This window comes from Rodentibacter myodis, from assembly GCF_001999305.1.
GTDB lineage: Bacteria > Pseudomonadota > Gammaproteobacteria > Enterobacterales > Pasteurellaceae > Rodentibacter > Rodentibacter myodis.
On sequence record NZ_MLHQ01000007.1, the window covers coordinates 50,504 to 71,659 of the forward strand.

The 21,156-nt window shown below is 39.6% G+C and carries 19 protein-coding genes; 7 read left to right on the plus strand and 12 right to left on the minus strand.

Going from position 1 to position 21,156, the window contains the following annotated elements; translation table 11 throughout:
- Positions 1 to 4: 4 nt before the first annotated feature.
- Entirely contained in the window at positions 5 to 1,000 is a 996-nt protein-coding gene (gene manX / locus BKL49_RS01960) for a PTS mannose transporter subunit IIAB (protein ID WP_077422956.1), read from the minus strand.
- 265 nt (positions 1,001 to 1,265) lie between these two features.
- Complete coding sequence (locus BKL49_RS01965; protein ID WP_077422957.1) at positions 1,266 to 1,820, minus strand: YtfJ family protein; 555 nt, start codon at positions 1,818 to 1,820, stop codon at positions 1,266 to 1,268.
- A gap of 105 nt (positions 1,821 to 1,925) precedes the next feature.
- Here BKL49_RS01965 and BKL49_RS01970 point away from each other — a divergent pair, with 105 nt between their 5' ends.
- Positions 1,926 to 2,252, plus strand: a complete 327-nt coding sequence (locus tag BKL49_RS01970; protein ID WP_077422958.1) for a zinc ribbon domain-containing protein YjdM — start codon at positions 1,926 to 1,928, stop codon at positions 2,250 to 2,252.
- Between the two features lie 72 nt (positions 2,253 to 2,324).
- Here BKL49_RS01970 and BKL49_RS01975 read toward each other — a convergent pair whose 3' ends face one another.
- The 5 genes from BKL49_RS01975 to BKL49_RS01995 are packed head-to-tail and all read right to left on the minus strand — an operon-like array spanning position 2,325 to position 7,228.
- On the minus strand, positions 2,325 to 2,963 hold the full coding sequence (locus BKL49_RS01975; protein ID WP_077422959.1) for a bifunctional 4-hydroxy-2-oxoglutarate aldolase/2-dehydro-3-deoxy-phosphogluconate aldolase: 639 nt from the start codon (positions 2,961 to 2,963) through the stop codon (positions 2,325 to 2,327).
- Positions 2,964 to 2,971: 8 nt separating this feature from the next.
- A complete protein-coding gene (gene uxaC / locus BKL49_RS01980; protein WP_077422960.1) occupies positions 2,972 to 4,375 on the minus strand; it encodes a glucuronate isomerase in 1,404 nt (467 codons plus the stop codon).
- Positions 4,376 to 4,384: 9 nt separating this feature from the next.
- Entirely contained in the window at positions 4,385 to 5,230 is an 846-nt protein-coding gene (locus tag BKL49_RS01985) for an SDR family oxidoreductase (protein WP_077422961.1), read from the minus strand.
- A gap of 11 nt (positions 5,231 to 5,241) precedes the next feature.
- On the minus strand, positions 5,242 to 6,186 hold the full coding sequence (locus tag BKL49_RS01990) for a sugar kinase (RefSeq protein ID WP_077422962.1): 945 nt from the start codon (positions 6,184 to 6,186) through the stop codon (positions 5,242 to 5,244).
- Between the two features lie 49 nt (positions 6,187 to 6,235).
- The gene (locus BKL49_RS01995) at positions 6,236 to 7,228 is read right to left on the minus strand and encodes a TRAP transporter substrate-binding protein (RefSeq protein ID WP_077422963.1); all 993 of its coding nucleotides are present in this window, start codon (positions 7,226 to 7,228) and stop codon (positions 6,236 to 6,238) included.
- A gap of 212 nt (positions 7,229 to 7,440) precedes the next feature.
- Here BKL49_RS01995 and BKL49_RS02000 point away from each other — a divergent pair, with 212 nt between their 5' ends.
- The 6 genes from BKL49_RS02000 (at position 7,441) to BKL49_RS02025 (ending at position 14,599) form a co-directional block, all read left to right on the plus strand.
- Complete coding sequence (locus BKL49_RS02000) at positions 7,441 to 7,950, plus strand: TRAP transporter small permease (protein ID WP_077422964.1); 510 nt, start codon at positions 7,441 to 7,443, stop codon at positions 7,948 to 7,950.
- A 10-nt stretch (positions 7,951 to 7,960) separates the two neighbouring features.
- Complete coding sequence (locus tag BKL49_RS02005) at positions 7,961 to 9,262, plus strand: TRAP transporter large permease (RefSeq protein ID WP_077422965.1); 1,302 nt, start codon at positions 7,961 to 7,963, stop codon at positions 9,260 to 9,262.
- A gap of 78 nt (positions 9,263 to 9,340) precedes the next feature.
- Positions 9,341 to 11,722 carry a glycoside hydrolase family 31 protein gene (locus tag BKL49_RS02010; protein ID WP_077422966.1) on the plus strand — a complete coding sequence of 794 codons (2,382 nt, stop codon included), beginning with the start codon at positions 9,341 to 9,343 and terminating at the stop codon, positions 11,720 to 11,722.
- Positions 11,723 to 11,731: 9 nt separating this feature from the next.
- Positions 11,732 to 12,487 (plus strand): FCD domain-containing protein, encoded by a 756-nt coding sequence (locus BKL49_RS02015; protein ID WP_077422967.1) that lies wholly within the window; start codon positions 11,732 to 11,734, stop codon positions 12,485 to 12,487.
- 20 nt (positions 12,488 to 12,507) lie between these two features.
- Positions 12,508 to 13,692: a mannonate dehydratase gene (uxuA, locus tag BKL49_RS02020; RefSeq protein ID WP_077422968.1), complete on the plus strand. Its 1,185-nt coding sequence runs from the start codon at positions 12,508 to 12,510 to the stop codon at positions 13,690 to 13,692.
- A gap of 46 nt (positions 13,693 to 13,738) precedes the next feature.
- The gene (locus BKL49_RS02025) at positions 13,739 to 14,599 is read left to right on the plus strand and encodes a DMT family transporter (protein ID WP_077422969.1); all 861 of its coding nucleotides are present in this window, start codon (positions 13,739 to 13,741) and stop codon (positions 14,597 to 14,599) included.
- 29 nt (positions 14,600 to 14,628) lie between these two features.
- Here the strand turns inward: BKL49_RS02025 and BKL49_RS02030 are convergent, their stop codons facing one another.
- The 5 genes from BKL49_RS02030 to ftsA all read right to left on the minus strand — a co-directional run bounded on the left by BKL49_RS02030 (position 14,629) and on the right by ftsA (position 21,155).
- Positions 14,629 to 15,786: a chorismate mutase gene (locus tag BKL49_RS02030; RefSeq protein ID WP_077422970.1), complete on the minus strand. Its 1,158-nt coding sequence runs from the start codon at positions 15,784 to 15,786 to the stop codon at positions 14,629 to 14,631.
- Between the two features lie 8 nt (positions 15,787 to 15,794).
- Positions 15,795 to 17,444, minus strand: a complete 1,650-nt coding sequence (gene ushA, locus BKL49_RS02035) for a bifunctional UDP-sugar hydrolase/5'-nucleotidase UshA (RefSeq protein WP_077422971.1) — start codon at positions 17,442 to 17,444, stop codon at positions 15,795 to 15,797.
- A gap of 98 nt (positions 17,445 to 17,542) precedes the next feature.
- Positions 17,543 to 18,460 (minus strand): UDP-3-O-acyl-N-acetylglucosamine deacetylase, encoded by a 918-nt coding sequence (lpxC, locus tag BKL49_RS02040; RefSeq protein ID WP_077422972.1) that lies wholly within the window; start codon positions 18,458 to 18,460, stop codon positions 17,543 to 17,545.
- 38 nt (positions 18,461 to 18,498) lie between these two features.
- Positions 18,499 to 19,797, minus strand: a complete 1,299-nt coding sequence (gene ftsZ / locus BKL49_RS02045) for a cell division protein FtsZ (protein WP_077422973.1) — start codon at positions 19,795 to 19,797, stop codon at positions 18,499 to 18,501.
- Between the two features lie 83 nt (positions 19,798 to 19,880).
- Positions 19,881 to 21,155 (minus strand): cell division protein FtsA, encoded by a 1,275-nt coding sequence (gene ftsA, locus BKL49_RS02050; RefSeq protein WP_077422974.1) that lies wholly within the window; start codon positions 21,153 to 21,155, stop codon positions 19,881 to 19,883.
- Position 21,156: the final 1 nt, after the last annotated feature.

Here is a 21,156-nt window from a genome sequence, read left to right on the forward strand (position 1 = left end):
TTCCTTAGATTAAGTTATTTTTTTTCAATAAATCCATCATTGATTGACGGCTATCGCTCGATACTTTGCGTACTTCCAATTCAACGCCTTTGGCATCAATGGCTTTAAAGGCATCAATATCTTTTTGATCCACCGCCACAGCGTGACTTACCATTTGTTTTCCCTCTTTGTGGGAAATACCGCCAACATTAATTGAAGTGAGCGGTACACCGCCTTCAATTAATGCCAACACATCGCTTGGATTGGTAAACAACAACATCACACGATCATCGGCATATTCGGGATTGTTATAGACACGAATCATTTTCGCCACATCAACTACGTGTGCCGTCACACCTAGTGGCGCAACGCTTTTCAACATTGTGGTACGAACTTTATCTTTCGCCACATCATCATTCACCACAATAATGCGTTTGACTTTGCTTTCTTTTGTCCAAACCGTTGCGACTTGACCGTGAATCAAACGATCATCAATACGAGCCAACGCAACCGTCATACGGCGACCATCATCCACAACCTGAGTTTGTGGGTTAGGTGCTGATTGGGATTGAGATTGGGGTTGTGGTTGGGCTGCCGCTGCGACAGATTCCGCCTCTGCAGGCTGATGATTTAACGCACGAATACCGGTTGAACCGGCTTCTAACGCCACTTCAACCAATTCTTCTAACGATTCAACATCATCACGTGCCATACAGGTATTCACCAACATTGGAATATTCACGCCGGTGACAACATCCATATTGTCTTTACCTTCCTGAAAACGGTTCGCCGCATTAAACGGACTCCCACCCCACATATCAACGAGGAAAAGCACTTTATCGCAATGGGATAAACTGCCCTCTACCAACGCTTGATATTTCCCCATAATGGTTTCAGCATTTTCGCCGGGAACGAAGTCAATATAGGCTACGTCCGACTGCTCGCCGATCAACATCTCGGTTGTTTTGAGAAGTTGCTCCGCTGCAACGCCATGGGTCGCTATAATAATAGCAATACTCACGATTTACTCCTTAATTAAGATTTATGAAATTCTTTTTCAAATGAAGTGAAAATTGAAGCGGATTTTAGAGAGCTTCGCCCATATCACCAACCAACATTTCTAAAAAATTTGATCTTCATCACATTTCTTTGGTTTAACCGATTAACTCTTATGCACTTCAACCCAAACAATCCCTTCATTTTTTTCATATTTTTTGTCAATCTGTACAAAACACATCACAAACAAAAGATACAAAAAAAGCGGAAGTTTACACTTCCGCCCTCGATTACTTGGTTAAATCATTCACCAACGCAATCACCGTTTGAATATCCGTATTAGACAACTTCCCTTCTTTCACAAATTTCACCTTACCATTTTTATCTAACACAATAATCGCACTCTCTTTTGCTTTCAAACCCCAAGCATTTTTCACCGCACTTTTATCATCCAACACCACTTGGCTGTGTGGATTTTCCGTTTTCCCTTTTTCCGCACTGCTTTTAACAAACATTCCTGTTCCTACAATCGCGTCATCGGCATTAATAATGGTTGTGGTTTGATATTTTGTCGGATTAAAATGCGCGGCTTTGATCGCCTCAATCATTGCCTGATTTTTCTCTTTTGCCGCCGTTCTTCCAGCCAAATGATGTACCACTCTCACCTTCCCCACCAATGCTGAAGACGTCCAAGGCTGAAACTTCGCCGCCTTTCCGGCTAACACAATTTCGCCATATTCCGATACTTTTGTCATCGGCAGGGATTGCTCAAGTTGTAGATGATGCGCAAACGCTGTACCGGCACACAACGCTCCGAATACCATTGTCAAAATTTGTTTTTTCATTTTTGCTCCTTAAAAACGATTAAAAAAACGGCCGCACTTTTGGTACAAATGCCATTTTTTGCTATACTCGCCCGCCATTATATTTTAATTAAGAAGGAAAACCCAATGGATCAAATGCCGACTTGTCCAAAATGCCATAGCGAATATGTTTATCACGATTCCGTCAATTTTGTTTGCCCTGATTGTGGCTATGAATGGAATGGAAATGAACCTGTTGAAGCAGACGAAGATCAACTTATCGTAAAAGATAGCAATGGAAACCTGCTTGCCGATGGCGATGATGTGCTTTTGATTAAAGATTTAAAACTAAAAGGCTCATCCGAAGTCTTGAAAAAAGGCACAAAATTCAAAAATATCCGTTTAGTCAATGGCGATCACAATGTAGATTGCGGCAAAATTATGTTGAAATCCGAATTTTTGAAAAAGGCTTAATTCACAAAATAAAAAGTGCGGTCATAAAAAACATTGTTTTTATTGACCGCACTTTTGTTATCTAAATAAATTTTATCGGGTAAATTCCACCACTTCTTTCACTAAGCGACCAATTTCCCCCCAATTTTTAGCTTGAATCAATTTTTTATCGACAAACCAAGAGCCTCCACACGCCACAATATTTGGAATCGCAAGATATTCCTTAATATTCGGCAATCCAATTCCCCCTGTCGGCATAATTTGCAACTGTGAATAAGGGCCGAGTAAGGCTTTAATCATTTTCACCCCGCCCGATGCTTCGGCAGGGAAAAATTTTACGGCATTTATGCCCATTTCCAATGCGGCTTCAATCGACATCGGATTATTGACACCCGGTGTAACAGGTAAATCCAAATCTTGGCATAATTTCACAATTTTGGGATTAAAGCCCGGTGTAACAATAAAATCAGCACCACTATTTTTAGCCAAAACCACCTGTTCTGAAGTTAAAACCGTTCCCGCAGCAATTAAAAAATCGGAGCGATGACAGCGTAATAAACGAATTGCGTCCGCAGCAGCATCAGAGCGGAAAGTAATTTCCGCAACCGGTAAACCATTTTCTGCCAAAGCATCGGATAAGGGTAAAATATCTTGTGCATTATCCAAAGCAATCACAGGAACAACTTTCAATGCCCGAAGTTTTTCTATAATTTGATTGGTTGTGTATGGCATAACTTCTCCTATTTAAAATAGCCTTTGGCATTGTTAAAACAAATATCTTCAATCATTTTACTTAACAATGGCATATCATTTGGTGCTTCTCCATTTTCCACCCATTTCCCGACCATTTCACATAAAATACGGCGGAAATATTCGTGGCGGGTATAAGATAAGAAACTGCGGGAATCCGTTAACATTCCGACAAATTGACTTAATAGCCCTAATTGGGAGAGTTGTTGTAATTGGCGTTCCATTCCATCTTTTTGATCGTTAAACCACCAACCTGAACCAAACTGGATTTTTCCTGCAATACCGCCGGTTTGAAAATTACCAATCATACTGCCAATCATTTCGTTATCACGGGGATTTAGGCAATATAGAATGGTTTTAGGTAATTGATCTTGCTTGTCCATTTCATCTAATAAATGGGAAAGTGGCTCGGCATAGGTGCGATCACCAATAGAATCAAATCCACTATCGGCATCCAGTAACGCAAACATTCGGCTGTTGTTATTACGCAAAGCACCAATGTGCATTTGCATTACCCACTGACGTTTACAATATTCCGCACCCAACCATACGAGAATTGCCGTACTAAATTGAGCAATTTCTTGTTCTAAGAGCGGTTGATTTTGCAAGCGTTTTTGCAGAATGTTATCTAACACGGTTTCATCGGGAATTGGGGCAAAACGAACAATTTCCATACCATGATCCGCCGATTTACAGCCCTGTAAATCAAAATGATCCAATCGTTTTAGCAGCGCTTTTTGCAAATCGGCAAAGGTGCGAATTTCTACCTCTGAAATTTCGCCTAATTGGGCGATATATGAGTTGAATGACGGCAGTTCAATTTTGAATACTTTATCCGGACGCCAGCTCGGGACAACATCAATATTAAAACTTTCATCATTGCGAATGGATTGGTGATATTCCAAGGAATCAATGGGATCATCTGTCGTCCCTACTAATTTGACATTCATTTGTTGCATAATGCCACGGGCGGAAAATTCGGGTTGTTGCAACATTTCATTACACTGATGCCAAATTTTGTCCGCATTTTGAGGATTAAATAAGGTATTTGTGATACCAAAAGGACGGCGTAATTCTAAATGTGTCCAATGATAAATGGGGTTACCGATACAAAGCGGCACGGTGTTTGCCCAAGCCAAGTATTTCCGGTAATTGTCCGTTTTTCCTGTGATGAATTGTTCTGGCACACCTGCCGTACGCATTGCACGCCATTTGTAGTGATCGCCTTCCAACCAAATTTCGGCAAGATCATTAAATTGACGATTTTCCGCAATCTCTTTTGGATTAAGATGGCAGTGATAATCAAAAATAGGCTGGTGTTTGGCATAATCGTGATAGAGCGTTTTTGCCGTGTGGGTCGAAAGCAGAAAATCTTCATCCATAAATGGTTTCATTTTATCCTCCTAAACGCCGCTATAAGCCGAAAAGCCACCATCAACCGGTACAACAACGCCATTCACAAAACTCGCATAATTTTCGTCAATTAAGAAGAGCAATGCACCAAGCAATTCTTCCGGTTCACCAAAACGTGCCATTGGAGTATTGGTTAAAATTTTATTGGCTCGGGCAGTTGGGTTGCCTTCCGTATCGAATAATAAAGCACGGTTTTGATTGCTCACCAAAAATCCCGGTGCAATCGCATTGCAACGAATACCGACTTTTGAAAAATACACGGCAAGCCATTGGGTAAAATTGCTGATCGCCGCTTTTGCACCGGAGTAAGCCGGAATTTTAGTTAAGGGCGTGAAAGCGTTCATACTGGAAATATTGATGATATTTGCCCCGTGTTTCCCCAACATATCTTTTGCAAAGACTTGTGTGGGTAATAATGTCCCTAAGTAATTGAGATTAAAGACAAATTCAATACCTGATTTATCCAATTCAAAAAAGGTTTTGGTGCTTTCATTCAAATCAAATTGATGAAATTCGTTATCGGTCGTTGCTTTCGGATTATTGCCGCCTGCGCCATTGATTAAAATGTCGCAAGTGCCAAAATCAGCCGCAATTTGATTTCGCACATTTTTAATATCGTCAAGTTCCAACACGTTGGTTTTATAGGCTTTGGCACTGCCTCCTGCCAGATTAATTTCTTGTGCCACTTTATCTGCCGCCTCAAAATTAATATCAAGCAGGGCAATATTCGCTTTGGTATGTGCTAATTGTTTCGCAAGGAATGCACATAATACGCCCCCTGCTCCTGTAATTACGATCAATTTATTTTTAAAATTATGGTTCGCTGCAATGTTCATATTCTACTCCGTTAATTAAATTCAGATTTAAGATGAGAAGTGGCGTTTTTATCAATAATCGCCCCTTTATGTTGAATCACAATCCCTGCAATGCGATTACCCTGTCGGCAACAAATATCTAAGGTTTTGTCTTGTAAATAACCGTTTAAAAATCCGGCATTGAAGGAATCCCCTGCAGAGGTGGTATCCACAACATTTAAAACCGCTTCAGGCGTAACCTGCCCATATTGAGAAATTTGAGAATCGGAAAAAACTGCACCATTTTGACCGCACTTTACCACCACTTTTGGTATGCCAATTTGATGTAAACGGGATAATGTCGCCTGTTCATTGTGATCGCCCCACAATAATTGCTCGTCATCAAAAGTCACCAACGCGAGATTGACAAGAGGCAATAATTGTAAATAACAATCTTGTGCTTCTTTTAAGGAATCCCAAAGTGTTGGGCGGAAATTACTATCAAAGGCAATTTGAACGCCTTTTTGAGACAAAATTGATAATTGGTCAATCAGGAAAGTGCGGTCATTTTTCGGCAAGATTGCAAGGGAAATACCGCTCAGATAAATCATCTCTACCTGCTGAAGTTCGCTCAAAACCTGAGGGAAACCAGTATGCTGCACCATATAATGTGCCGCCGATTGATTGCGCCAATAAAGAAAAGTGCGTTCTCCCCATTCATCTAACTGAATGAGATATAACCCCGGCTGATGTTTTTCATCTTTCAATACCCAATCGGTATGAATCCCCTCCGCCTGCCAATATTGACGCATTTGTCCACTTAGCTTGTCAGCTCCGAGGGAGGAAACATAATGCACCTGAATACTTTCCGGCGGGCTGATCCGACTAAGATATACGGCGGAATTTAACGTATCGCCACCATAACTCTGCCACATTTCACCAAATGGTTTACCATTTAACTCAATCATACATTCGCCGATAAATGCTATTTTTTTCATATTTGCCCCAAAATGAGAGGATACGCTCAAGCATCCTCTCTTATATTGATTATTTTGTTGCTAAAGTATCGATACGTTCGATGTAATCTTTCAGTAAAGGATTTGCTTTTGCGGCATCGTGCATACTTTTTGTCGCGTCAATGAATGGCTGTTTATCGACTTTGACAAATTCCACACCCAATTTATCTTTTGCTTCCTTAGTGGTCTCGGCGATCATTTTTTGCCATAAATCCTTGTGATACATCATTGAATCATCCGCCGCTTTTTTAAGGGCTTTTTGTTGTTCCGGTGTTAATTTATCCCAAGATTTCTGCCCGATAACCAGTACATCAGGAATCATCGTATGTTCATCTTCACTAAAAAATTTTGCCACTTCGCCGTGACGTGCCAACGTTAATGCGGTTTGATTATTTTCCGCGCCATCAACCACTTTTTGTTGTAATGCCGTATAAAGTTCACCATAAGCCAAAGGCGTTGGCGATGCGCCCATTAGTTTGATCATCTCCACCGCAGTAGGGCTTGGTTGAACACGAATTTTCATCCCTTTAAGATCGGCAGGTGATTTAATCGGTTTATCTGCATAAAAGCTACGCGCCCCGCCATCATAATAAGTTAAACCAATAAACCCCTTACCTTTTGATGCCTCAAGAATTTTTTGTCCAACAGCCGGATCAAGCAATGCCTGATAATAATGATCAACATTGTGGAAAAGATATGGAATATTGAATGCACCGTAAGAAGGCTCAAAAGCTTCTAACTCGCTGGCATTTGATTTTGCCATATCAAGCGAACCGGACTGCAATAACTCCATAGATTCTCGCTGCGTACCAAGTTGGCTATTCGGGTAAATACGCACAACCACTTCACCATTGGTTAATTTTTTTACTTCATCTGCCATATACTGCATTGAAATATGCACTGGGTGAGTTTTGTCATTGTTATGACTTAATTTCAGCACTGTTTTTGCCGAAGCCGAAAACGCCATACCTGCAGACAATGCCAACGTCAACGCACAAGAAAGAACGTTTTTTTTGATTTGCATAATGCATCTCCCATAGTAAATAAATTGAAGAATAATCCTCTAACAACTCGGATGTTGCAAAGATAATAGACCAAAATTTTCAAACCGGTCAATCCAATTATGTCAAATTGGTGATCCTGATCACATTTTTAAATAAAAAACATTGCGTAAAAAGATTTTTTCCTCATAATTGGCTCACCAATTTTAATGAATGACAAAATTAAGGAGTGACTATGAGTAAATTCATCACCACAATAAATAAGGTGCTATCTACAATTTGCGTAGCTTTAAGTTCATTTTTGGTGTGTTGTGTAGTTTGGCAGGTTCTCTCTCGGTATATCCTTGGCACACCAAGCACTTATACCGATGAAATAGCACGCTTTCTTTTTATTTGGGTAGGCTTAATGGGGGCGGCTTATGCATTAGGTCAGAAAAAACACCTTGCCATTGATCTTCTATTAAGCAAATTTGAAAATTCGCCAATTAGTCAAAATCGCCTGCAACTCATTATTAACCTCATCAGTGTCGCCTTTATAACCATTATTATGTGCTATGGTGGATTTAAACTTGTTATTGATACGATGAATAATGGGCAGATTTCCCCAGTATTGGGAATTCAAATGGGGCTTGTCTATCTTGCAATCCCTTTAAGCGGTTGCTTTATGCTGATTTATCTTTTAAGGGATATTATCGACAATATCCATAATATGAATTCGATTTCATTATTCACATCGGCTCGTTAAGGAGGATAAAATGGAATGGTCAAATATTATTGTGCTTTGCTCAAGTTTCTTTGTATTACTCTTTATTGGTGTACCAATTTCATTTTCGATTGGACTCGCCTCCCTTCTCACTATCAGTCTCTCAATTCCTTTTGATGCTGCAATTACGGTTATTTCACAAAAAATGGCTTCGGGATTAGATAGTTTTTCACTGCTTGCGATTCCATTTTTTATCTTAGCCGGAAATATTATGAATCGTGGTGGTATTGCCATACGATTAATTGAATTTGCAAAAGTGATTGGTGGTCGCTTACCCGGTTCGCTTGCACACGTCAACGTATTAGCCAATATGATGTTTGGCTCAATTTCCGGATCAGCAGTCGCCTCCGGTGCGGCAATGGGTGGGATTATGTCGCCACTACAAAAGAAAGAAGGCTATGATCCGTCCTTTTCAGCGGCTGTGAATATTGCCTCTTGTCCAACCGGTTTACTCATTCCACCAAGTAATACATTTATTGTTTACTCCCTCATTTCAGGTGGTACATCTATTGGTGCTTTATTCCTTGCCGGCTACATTCCGGGTATCTTAATGGGGTTAGGCATAATGCTTGTGGTTGCCGTGATTGCTAAAAAAAGAAAATATCCGGTTTCGCCAAAGCCGACCCGTTCCGAAGCGGTGAAAAAAACACTTGATGCCTTACCAAGTCTAGGTTTAATCATTGTAATTATGGGGGGAATTATTGGCGGTATTTTCACCGCAACCGAAGCCTCTGCATTTGCCGTTGTCTATACATTAATTCTCGCGGTAGGCTTTTATAAAGAAGTTACCATTAAAGAGTTGCCAAACATTATTTTAGAATCTGTCCTTACCACTGCAATTGTCTTACTCTTAATCGGCACATCGATGGGTATGTCTTGGGCAATGGCAAATGCCGATATTCCTTATACGATCAGCGATGCATTATTAAATATTTCAGATAACCCTATTGTTATCCTGTTAATTATCAATATGCTCCTATTGATTGTCGGGGTATTTATGGATATGACACCTGCATTGCTTATCTTTACACCAATTTTCTTACCTATCGTCACAGAATTGGGAATGGATCCTGTTCATTTTGGTATCTTAATGGCATTTAACCTTTCTATCGGTATCTGTACGCCACCGGTTGGTAGCGCACTCTTTATCGGTTGTTCGGTAGGCGGAGTGAAAATCAACCAAGTTATTAAACCGTTACTTCCATTCTATATTGTGCTGATTTTAACGCTTCTTTTAGTCACTTATGTGCCTTCACTAAGTCTTGCGTTACCGCAAATGTTATTAGGTTATTAGGTTATTAGGTTATTAGGTTATTAGGTTATTAGGTTATTAGGTTATTAGGTTATTAATTTATAGCATTAGGAAAAGAAGATGAGATCGATTAAAAATTGGCATTTTAAAGAAAATCAAAATCATCGTATTGATATTAACTGTGATCAGGGTTACCAATTACATATTTTCGTATTAGAAAATGATCTGTTGCGTGTTGCCTTTACAAAAAACAAAGTATTTACCGTACCTCACACTTGGGCGATCACGCCCAATCAGTCGGATATAGATTGGAAAGGTCGTGATAAATGGTCATTAGACGGTTTTTCTTGCCCAAACTATGAAATCAAACAAACGGAAAAAACACTTGAAATTTCGACCGCACTTTTAAAAGTTATCGTTCATCAACCACTCTATTTAGAATGGAAATATAAACAGGGAAATGAATGGAAACCCTTATTTACCGACAGAAAAACCGGTGCTTATTTAATGGGTATCTCAAATACCGAAGTATCCCACTATTTGCAACGAGATGTGCAGGAACATTATTATGGATTGGGCGAAAAAACAGGGAATCTCAACCGTCACGGTCGGCGTTTTGAAATGCGTAACCTTGATGCGATGGGATATAACGCCGAATCCACCGATCCGCTTTATAAGCATATTCCATTTTATATCACGCATACCCCTGAAGTGAGTTATGGTTTGTATTACGATAATCTTGCACATTGTTGGTTTACGCTGGGTAGTGAAATTGACAACTATCATTCTTACTATCGTAGCTATAAAGCCGAAGACGGAAATCTTGATTACTATGTCATTCTGGGGCCTAAAATCCTTGATGTGACTAAAAAATATAACCAATTAACCGGCGGTACGATTTTTAGCCCTAAATGGAGTTTAGGTTATAGCGGTTCTACAATGCATTATACCGATGCACCCGATGCTCAAAATCAACTGAAAAAATTTGTTGAATTATGCAAAACACATAATATCCCTTGCGATTCATTTCAATTATCATCAGGTTATACATCCATCAATGAAAAACGCTACGTGTTTAATTGGAATAACGACAAAATCCCTCAACCCAAAGAAATGACACAATACTTTCACAATGCAGGAATGAAACTGGCAGCGAACATTAAGCCTTGTTTACTGCAAGATCATCCCCGTTATCAAGAAGTGGAAAAATTAGGTCTATTTATTAAAGATTCCGAATCGGATAATCCGGAAAAATCAATGTTTTGGGATGATGAAGGATCGCATTTAGATTTCACCAATATGGCAACCGTAAATTGGTGGAAAAACAATGTAAAACAGCAACTACTTGCTTATGGCATTGATTCCACTTGGAACGACAATAATGAATTTGAAGTTTGGGATAATAATGCGAAATGCCATTATTTTGGAAAAACGCGTCCAGTTAAATTATTACGCCCGTTACAGCCTCTCTTGATGATGAAAGCATCCTATGAAGCACAATTGGAATATACCCCCAATAAACGCCCTTATTTAATTTCCCGTTCCGGCTCGCCGGGAATGAATCGCTATGTTCAAACTTGGTCCGGCGATAATCGAACAAGTTGGAACACGCTTCGTTACAACATTAAAATGGGGTTAGGGATGAGCCTTTCCGGACTTTATAACATAGGACACGATGTGGGTGGTTTTTCAGGCAATAAACCTGATCCCGAGTTATTTGTACGTTGGGTACAAAATGGTGTAATGCACCCGCGTTTTACCATTCATTCTTGGAATGATGATAAAACGGTCAATGAACCTTGGATGTATCCTGAAGTTACCCACATTATTCGCGATGCTATTCAGCTACGTTATACTTTAATGCCTTATTTATATAATTTGCTTTGGAAAGCACACCATCATTACGAGCCAATATTACGCCCAACATTTCTTGATCACGAAAATGACAAAAACACCTTTGAGGAAAATGATGATTATCTTTTGGGGGAAGATTTATTGGTTGCTTCCGTTGTTGAACCTCACCAACGAACCCGTGATGTTTATCTGCCACAAAATTTTGCCGGATGGTATGATTTTTATAACCATAAGTGGTTTAATGGTGGAGAAAAAATAACAGCGGATGCACCATTAGAAAAAATCCCTTTATTTTTAAGAGCAGGAAGTGTTATTCCAATGGCTAGAAAAGGGCATAAAAATACATTATCCGATGACTATCGAGAATTATTAGTAATGCCTTTTATTAACCAAGGTGAACGAAATATCAGCATATTTGATGATGACGGAGAAAGTTTTAATTATTTAGAAGGAAACTATTTGAAACTTAATATTCATCTCAAATGTACCGCTCAAACAATCGAACTCACTTTAGAAAAATCCGGTGATTATTCACCTCAATATACGGAAATTAATTTCCGTCTCCCGAAAAATGAGGAAAGACAATTCATCATTAACGGAGAATCGGTGAATCCAAATTATAAAATGAATTTATCCAATAAAAATTAGGAAAGCCTTATGAACTTTAATGCGTTACGTTCCTATAAAAAAATAGGAAATGAATTAAAAGCACAACTTGAAAACCAGCAATATAAAATCGGCGATAAGTTACCCGCCGAACGTGATTTAGCCGAATATTTTAATGTCAGCCGTACCGTTGTTCGAGAAGCCATTATTATGCTTGAACTGGAAAATCTTGTGGAAGTACGCAAAGGTTCCGGCGTCTATGTTATTGCTTTACCCCAACGAGCGGCGAGCAATGATGAATTTTTAGATAAAGTCGATGTCGGCCCTTTTGAGCTTTTGCAGGCACGCCAATTATTAGAAAGTAGCATTGCCGAATTTGCAGCACTTCAAGCGACAAGATCCGATATAACCAAACTCAAAGAAATTTTATCAATGGAACGGGCAACCCTTGAACAGGGTGATGAAGATTATGTTGCCGATGAAGATTTTCACCGCACTATCGCCGAAATTACACAAAATGAAGTCATTGTTCAAATGCAGAAAGCCTTGTGGGATCTTCGTATGAACAGCCAAATGTGGAAAGGGCTTCATCTACATATTCCAAATCAGAGTTATCGTCATCTCTGGTTGCAGGATCACGAAAATATTATCACTGCCTTGCAACGTAAAGATCCGGCAATGGCAAAAAAAGCAATGTGGCAACATTTAGAAAACGTTAAACAAAAACTGTTTGAATTATCTGATGTAGATGATCCTAATTTTGATGGTTATTTGTTTAATATGAGTCCAATTGTTGTCGATCGTTAAAATCATCAAAGGAGTAAAAAATGGAACAAACATGGCGTTGGTATGGACCAAAAGATCCGGTTTCTTTATCGGATATTCGACAAGCGGGAGCAACCGGTATTGTGACCGCACTTCATCATATCCCTAATGGTGAAATTTGGGTTGTTGAAGAAATTGAAAAGCGTAAAGCTGAAATTGAAAAAGCGGGGCTAACGTGGTCTGTGGTTGAAAGTGTGCCGGTTCACGAAGAAATTAAAACACAAACCGGAAATTATCAAAAATGGATTGATCACTATAAACAAACATTACGAAACCTTGCCCAATGTGGCATTGATACGGTTTGTTATAATTTTATGCCGGTTTTAGATTGGACAAGAACCGATTTGGCTTATGAATTGCCGGATGGTTCAAAAGCACTGCGATTCGACCATATCGCCTTTGCGGCTTTTGAACTTTATATTTTAAAACGCCCCGGTGCCGAGAAAACCTATAATCCGGAAGAAATTACAGCAGCGAAAGCCTACTACGATAAAATGACGGAAGCCGAGATTCAGCAACTTACCCGCAATATTATTGCAGGGTTGCCGGGGGCTGAAGAAGGCTATACATTAGATGAATTTCAAAACCAATTAGATCGCTACAAAGACATTTCAGTCGAAAAATTCCGTTCTCACTTAGCCTATTTCTTAAAGGAAATCGTTCCTGTTGCACAGGAAGTGGGAATCAAAATGGCCATTCATCCCGATGATCCGCCTCGCCCGATTTTGGGACTTCCACGCATTGTTTCCACCATTGAGGATATGCAGTGGTTTATCGAAACGCAACCGCTACCCGCAAACGGTTTTACAATGTGTACGGGTTCTTATGGTGTGCGTTCTGATAATGACTTAGTGAAAATGACCGAACAATTTGCCGATCGTATCTACTTTGCTCATTTACGTTCCACCCAACGTGAAGAAAATCCGTTGACTTTCCACGAAGCCGCGCATTTAGAAGGTGATGTGGATATGTTTAATGTGGTGAAAGCCTTACTCAGCGAAGAATATCGCCGATTGAGTAAAGGAGATACCCGCTTAATTCCAATGCGTCCGGATCACGGTCATCAAATGTTGGATGATTTACATAAAAAAACAAACCCGGGCTACTCTGCTATCGGTCGATTAAAAGGCTTGGCAGAATTCCGTGGATTAGAGATGGCATTAAAGAAAGTGTATTTTAATCAATAAACCAAAAGGGGAATGAAATTTATCATTCCCCTATTAATATTATGCTATGAAAAAATATACCGGTGAGATCCTTCTCTTTATTGTGACGTTTATTGCCGCATCGGGTTGGTTCTTTTCTAAATATTCCTTAGAAGGAATGACGACAATGGGCTTTATTGGATTGCGATTCAGCTTAGCCGGTCTGATTTTTCTCCCCTTTTCCTTCCAAGCTATCCGCAATCTTACTTCCACTCAGAAAATAAAAGCCATTTTTGTTGGTATAACTTATGCGATTAATATGGTGCTATGGATCACCGGTTTAATTTACAGTGAAGATTTGGGCGAAGGGGCATTTATTTTTAGTTTATCGATGTTGATGACACCAATTATTGCTTGGCTTTTATTCAAAGATAAACCCAAGAAAACTTTTTGGTATGCAATGCCTATGGCGTTTCTAGGTTTATACTTTTTATCGATTAAACAAGGCGTTGTTCACCTCTCATTAAGCAATTTATTCTTTTTACTTTGTTCCATTTCAACCGGATTTTATTTTGTTTTAAATAATAAATTTGCGAAAGAAATTCCGCCCTTCCCCCTCACTACAATACAACTAGGCATTGTTGGGCTTTTTACATCAATTTACTCTTTCTTTTTTGAACAATGGCGTGTTCCTTCTTGGGAAACTTGGGGATGGTTTTTACTCAGTGTAATTATTGCAACAAATGTCCGTGTCTTATTACAAACCATCGCTCAAAAGCAATGTCACGTTAATACAGCAGCGATCATTATGTTGTTAGAGCCTGTTTGGACGTTACTATTAGGCTACTTAGTATTGAATGAAGAAATATTCTTCACAAAAATTATCGGCTGTTTACTTATTTTTTCAGCAATATTGATTTATCGTTTTAAAAGAAAAGTGCGGTCATAAAAACATTGTTTTTATTGACCGCACTTTTGTTAAACATTCACCGGCTTGATAATTTCACTTGGATAGCAACCGAGAATTTTTAAATAATTGCTATAGGCTTTTAACTCTTCCAAGGCTTTTTGCGTGTCCGGATGATGGATGTTGGCTTCAATTTCAAGATAAAACATTTCTTCCCAAGGCTTGCCGTAAATCGGGCGGGATTCAAGTTTTGTCATATTGATTTGATGTTTTTTGAATACCAGTAATGCATCAACTAATGATCCAACCTGTTGTGAAGTGGTCATCAACAAAAGGGTTTTAGTATGAATTTGCGGTGAAACCTCTCGCGGTTCTTTTGCCACGACAATAAATCGGGTGATATTGTTTTCTTGGTTGGCAATATCCGCTTTCAATACGTTCAAGCCATATAATTTTCCGCCATCTTCATTACCCAACGCCGCAATATTTGGTTTATTCAAACTTGAAACCAGTTGCATTGCGTGGGAGCTACTCTCGCAATATTCAATATGCACCCGCCCTAAATTGTGAATAAAACGGCTACATTGTTGAATGACTTGCGGATGGCTGTATAAGGTATCAATTTGGCTTAAATCCGTTTTATCGTTCACCAAAACACAATGTTTAATCGGGTAAGCCAGCTCTCCGACAAGTGATAAATCGGTGTGCTGTAACAAATCATACACTTCGTTAATCGCACCGGAAGTGGTGTTTTCTAATGGAAGAATACCGAAATCCGCTTCGCCATTTTGCACTCTTTCAAAGACTTGCTCGAAAGATTGGCAGCCCAACTCAATAAATTGTTTTTGGTAACGTGCGGCATAGTTGCGTGCCGCTAAGTTGGAATATGAACCCCGCTTACCTAAAAAAGCAATATGCAAATTTTGGCTACGTTCTTCATTCAATTTATTTTGTAGATACACTTGCTGTGTCAATACAGAATCTTCAATGATCTTTTGGAAAATCGAAGTAATGTATTGCGGTTCGAGCTGATAATTTTCATTTTCGGCAAATTGTATCAATTCTTGCAAAAGCTGTTGTTCCCGTTCGACATCACGCAGGGCTTTTTGGGTGACTTCTTTACTTCTCACCACATCAAAAGCCAAACGATGACGCTCAGAAAGCAGCTTCAATAAGCTGCGATCAAGTTGTGTAATTTGTTGGCGAATTTCTGACAGTTCTAAAGCCATATTTATCCTTATTTGAAGGTTACTGCATCTTTTGGATCATATTTAGCCGCGTCAATTGGGGCTTTTTGTGAATTTTTCCAAATATATTTTGCTAACACTTCAGCATCAATAAATCCGGTATTTAAGAAAGTCGGATTTTTGGTTACCACCGGATAGCCGTCTCCACCAGCCGCATTATAGCTTGGCAAAGAAATGCGATAAGTTTTGTTTAACTCTAAGGGTTTACCTTGAATTTTGACATTTTCGACTTTCTTCGCTTGTTTATTGACCACCATTGAAATACCGGAATATTGTGCATAAGCACCGGAATCCACTTCTTTTAATGCCACAACATTGAGGTAATCAAGTAATTCCTTACCGGTTAAATCCACATAGCTTACGATGTTACCAAATGGATGTACTTTCAAAATATCACGATAGGTCACTTTGCCCGGTTGAATTGAATCACGAATCCCTCCAGAATTCATAATACCGACATCAGCACCGGCACGCTCACGTTGGGCTTCTGCAATTAAATGTCCAAGATTGGTTTGTTTAAAACGAATTACCGTGCGATCACCTTCTAATTTACCTTTTAGTTCACCCAGTTCACGACCAAGTAATTCATCGCCTTTATTTTGATAAGCCTTTAAGAGTTTTTCAATTTCAGGATCTTGTGGAATTTCTTCGGCATAAAGAACATATTCCGATTTACCGTCTTCTTTTGTGACTTTTTTCTTCAAGTTCACCGGAATAAGTTCATAATGAACCAATTTTAATTCGCCATTTTTAAACTTAAAATCCGCACGACCGATATATTTTCCCCATTCGTAGGCTTGCATAATCCAAGTGCCGTTTTGATAATCCGGTTTACAAGATTGTGTTGGCTTGTAATCTTTAATCCAAACGCCTTTTTCATCAACGCAAACGGCATCGTGACTATGCCCTCCAACAATCATATCAAATGCACCTTTATCTAAATTGCGGGCAAGCGTGACATCTCCCGGCGCATTAGAACCGTATTGTGCATTGTAATAATACCCCATATGCGTTAGTGCAATTTTAATATCGGGTTTCTCATTTTCATTTAATGATTTTAAGCTCTCTTTTGCCGATTCGGTTGGATCTTTAAAAATGACATTATTCGTATATTCAGGATTCCCTAATTTTGCCGTGTCTTCGGTAGTTAATCCCACAACGGCAATTTTTAAGCCTTGTTTATCAAGAATCGTGTAAGGTTTAACAAGGGGTTGATTGGTTTTCTTATTAATTACGTTAGCGGCTAAGAAAGGAAATTTCGCCCAAGACTCTTGCATTCCGAGCATTTGTAGCGGGTTGTCAAATTCGTGATTGCCTAACACTGTTGCTTCATAACCCATTGCATTCATCGCTTGAATATCCGGTTCGGCATTTTGCATATCGGATTCCGGCACACCGGTATTAAAATCCCCTGCATTTAATAAAATCAGCGATCCGCCATTTTTCTCCACTTCTGCCTTCACTCGATTGATGATGGTTTTCTGCGCAGGAAAACCATATTCACCTTTATTATTCGGCCAGAAATGTCCGTGAGTATCATTGGTGTGAAGAAGCGTGAAGTGATAGGTTTTATCCTGCTCATACGCCATCGCCGAGGAGGTTGCAACAACCAAAGGTAAAACTGTGAATAATTTTTTCATAAAAAAACTCATCCCAAATAGACCGCTCTTTTAAGAGCAAACAACAAAATAAAAAAGCTATACTTCTTTTGGAAATATAGCTTTTTAACCGAAAATCATTAAATCAATACTTGAACAGGGGCTACATAGCCTTGTGGTACCTGTTCCTTATCTTCAAAGGTGACAAACTCCCAAGCCTCTTGATTAGCAAGCACTGCTCGAAGTAACTTGTTATTCAAGCCGTGACCAGACTTATAGGCTTTGAAGTCACCAATGATGTTATAACCCGCCATATAAAGATCGCCAATTGCATCCAACATTTTATGACGAACCAATTCATCTTTAAAGCGTAAACCTTCTTCGTTTAAGATACGATAATCGTCTAATACAATGGCATTATCTAAGCTACCGCCCAATGCCAAACCTTGCGATTGAAGATATTCGATATCTTTCATAAAACCGAAAGTTCTTGCACGGCTAATTTGATGAACGAAGGCTTGAGCAGAAAAATCCATCACGTAATTACGTACGTTTTTACCGATTGCCGGATGTTCAAAATCAATAGTGAAATCTAAACGGAAACCATTATAAGGTTTAAATTCCGCCCATTTATCACCGTCTTCCACGCGTACTTTTTGCTTAATACGAATAAATTTTTTCGCTGCATTTTGTTCTTCAATACCGGCATCTAACAATAAATAGATAAATGGGCTTGCGCTGCCATCCATAATTGGAATTTCAGGCGCATCCACTTCAATAATAATATTATCAATACCAAGCCCTGCCAATGCCGCATTCAAGTGTTCAACTGTTGAAACCCGTACACCTTGATCATTAACAAGTGCTGTACAGAGCATCGTATCACGAACAGATTCTGCATTTGCCGGAAAAGTTACCGGTGGATTTAAATCCGTGCGGCAGTAAATCACACCGGTATTTGGCATAGCCGGACGCAATGTTAATGTTACTTTTTTACCGCTATGTAACCCTACACCGGTTACTTTAATGCTTTGTTTTAATGTTCTTTGTTTAATCATAATTTTTTGCCTTTAGTGCAAAATCATAAAATAAGCTATTACTGATCGTCCTGACCCAATGTATTGGGATCAAATTTTTTAAACGTAGATAAGCGATCTGTAATCGGTCTTTCCAATTCGCTACGATAATTCTCTTTCGGTTGTTGCTCCTGAGAATAAGAAGGACGAATTGGCTCAGGTTGTCTAAAAGATGTAATTTGCTCTTGTGTTCTTAATGGAATAGCTTGTGCATTCCCATCTGTTGGTTGGTGGAGTGGCGAAGATTGCTGAACCGTTTTTTGCACTTGAATTAGCTCATTTGGTGTAATTTCTCCCAAACCGGTGGCAACAATCGTCACACGAATTTCATCGCTCATTTCAGGCACTAACGTTGTCCCTACAACAATCGTTGCATCTTCCGAAGCAAAACTGTGGATGGTATCACCCACAACGTTAAATTCATCAAATGCAATATCAAATCCGCCGGTAATATTGATTAAAATACCTTTTGCATTGGTTAAATCAACTTTCTCTAATAAATCATTGCGTACGGCAATTCTTGCGGCTTCTTCTGCCCGCCCTTCACCCGGCGCACCCTTGGCAGAACCAAAACCAATCATCGCTTGTCCCATTTCTGACATCACGGTTCTTACATCGGCAAAGTCCACGTTAATCATACCCGGAGAAGTAATCATATCGGAAATTCCCATAACGGAATTACGCAAGACATCATTAGCCGCAGCAAATGCATCAACCAAGGTTGCATTTTTAGGGAGAACTTTTTGAATTTGCTGGTTAGGAATGATGATCATTGAATCAACATATTGCGATAAATCTTTGATCCCTAACTCGGCAAACTGCATACGCTTTTTACCTTCAAAAACGAATGGTTTTGTAACAATCGCAACGGTTAAGATACCCAATTCTTTAGCAACTTTCGCAACAACAGGTGCGGCACCGGTTCCTGTACCGCCACCCATACCGGCGGCGATAAATACCATATCTGCACCTTCAAGCATTTTACGGATTTCTTCCTGATCATCTTCCGCCGCTTTACGACCGACATTAGGGTTTGCGCCCGCACCAAGACCTTTAGTTGTTGCCCCACCGATTTGCACGGTTTGTTGAACTTGGCTTTTACGCAATGCTTGAGCATCGGTATTAACGGCATAGAAAATAATTTTTCCGTACTCCTCACTGTCCATCGTATTTTCACCGAGGAAAGTACCGCCAACATCCTGTTTAATCATATTGGCAACCATATGGTTAACGGCATTACCGCCGCCGCCGCCAACGCCGACAACTTTAATCAGCGCGCCTGATTGTTCTTCAAAATCACCGTAATCTGGGTATAACATCTGTTGTTCTCCGCTCTGCTAATACTCTGCTAGCACATTAATAAAGATAAATTGTCCGTATTGTAGATGAAAATCTAAAATAATCAAAATTCTGACCGCACTTTATTTACAATTTTTTTAATTCCCTTCCAAATTGTATTAATTACACTGTCCTCAGAATCCTCACCACCGATCAGTTCATCATCACTATTATTATGACTATACTGTAATAATCCTACCACGGTGGAATATTGAGGTCGGTTTACATAATCCGTTAAACCGGTGACATTTAGAGGGCTACCAATTCTCACTTGGCAATTAAAGACATCCATTGCACATTCTTTTAAATCTTCAATTTGCGCCCCACCACCGGTAATGACCACACCGGCAATCAGTTCAAATTTAATATGTTTACTTTCTAAATCTGTTTTTAGCTTATCTAATTCGTCTTTCACAACGCCAAGAAGTTCAGAATAACGGGCTGATGTGATTAACGATAAATCACTTTTTGTTAAAGAACGGGGCGCACGTCCACCAATCCCGGCAACTTCAATTTTTTTATCGCCGTGTAAACGAGCCGGATAGACAGCACTGGCGTAATTCACTTTAACCCGTTCGGCTTCCGCGCGGGAAATGGTGCAAGCGTGGGCAATGTCGTTGGTGACAATATTGCCTGCGTAAGGAATCACCTTACTAAAACGTAACGCCCCATTGGTGAAGACCATCACATTCATTGTGCCTGCACCAAAATCAATCAAACATACGCCAAGATCTTTTTCATCTTCGGTCAAAACAGAATGGGTGGCGGCAAAACCGGAAAATACCACTTTATCAACCTGCAAACCGCAACGCTCTACCGCTTTTTTCAAGTTATTCTGCCAATCTTGATGGCAAGCAATAAGATGTACGTGCGCATTCAAACGTACCCCCTGCAAGCCCAAAGGGTTTTTAATATTTAATTGGCGATCCACCGCATATTCTTGTGGAATAACGTGTAACAAAGAAACGCCTTCCGGCAATTTGATGGTACTGGCATTATGTAAGGCAGAATCAATTTCTTCCTGTGTTACTTCGCTTTCACCAATTGGTACAAATCCGCTTTCATTTAAACTTTGAATATGTTCACCGGTAATCGCTAAAGTCACACTCATAATTTGACAATCCGCCATCGATTCGGCAGATTCAATGGCGCGCTGAATAGAATTGACCACGGCATCCAAATCCGTGATACTTCCGCGATCAATTCCCTTTGAAGGACAACTACCAACGCCAAGCACATTCACCACGCCATCAGGTAAGACTTCTCCCACCACGGCAACAACTTTTGATGTGCCGACTTCAAGCCCTACAATCACTTTTGTTTCAACCATTTTTGCCATT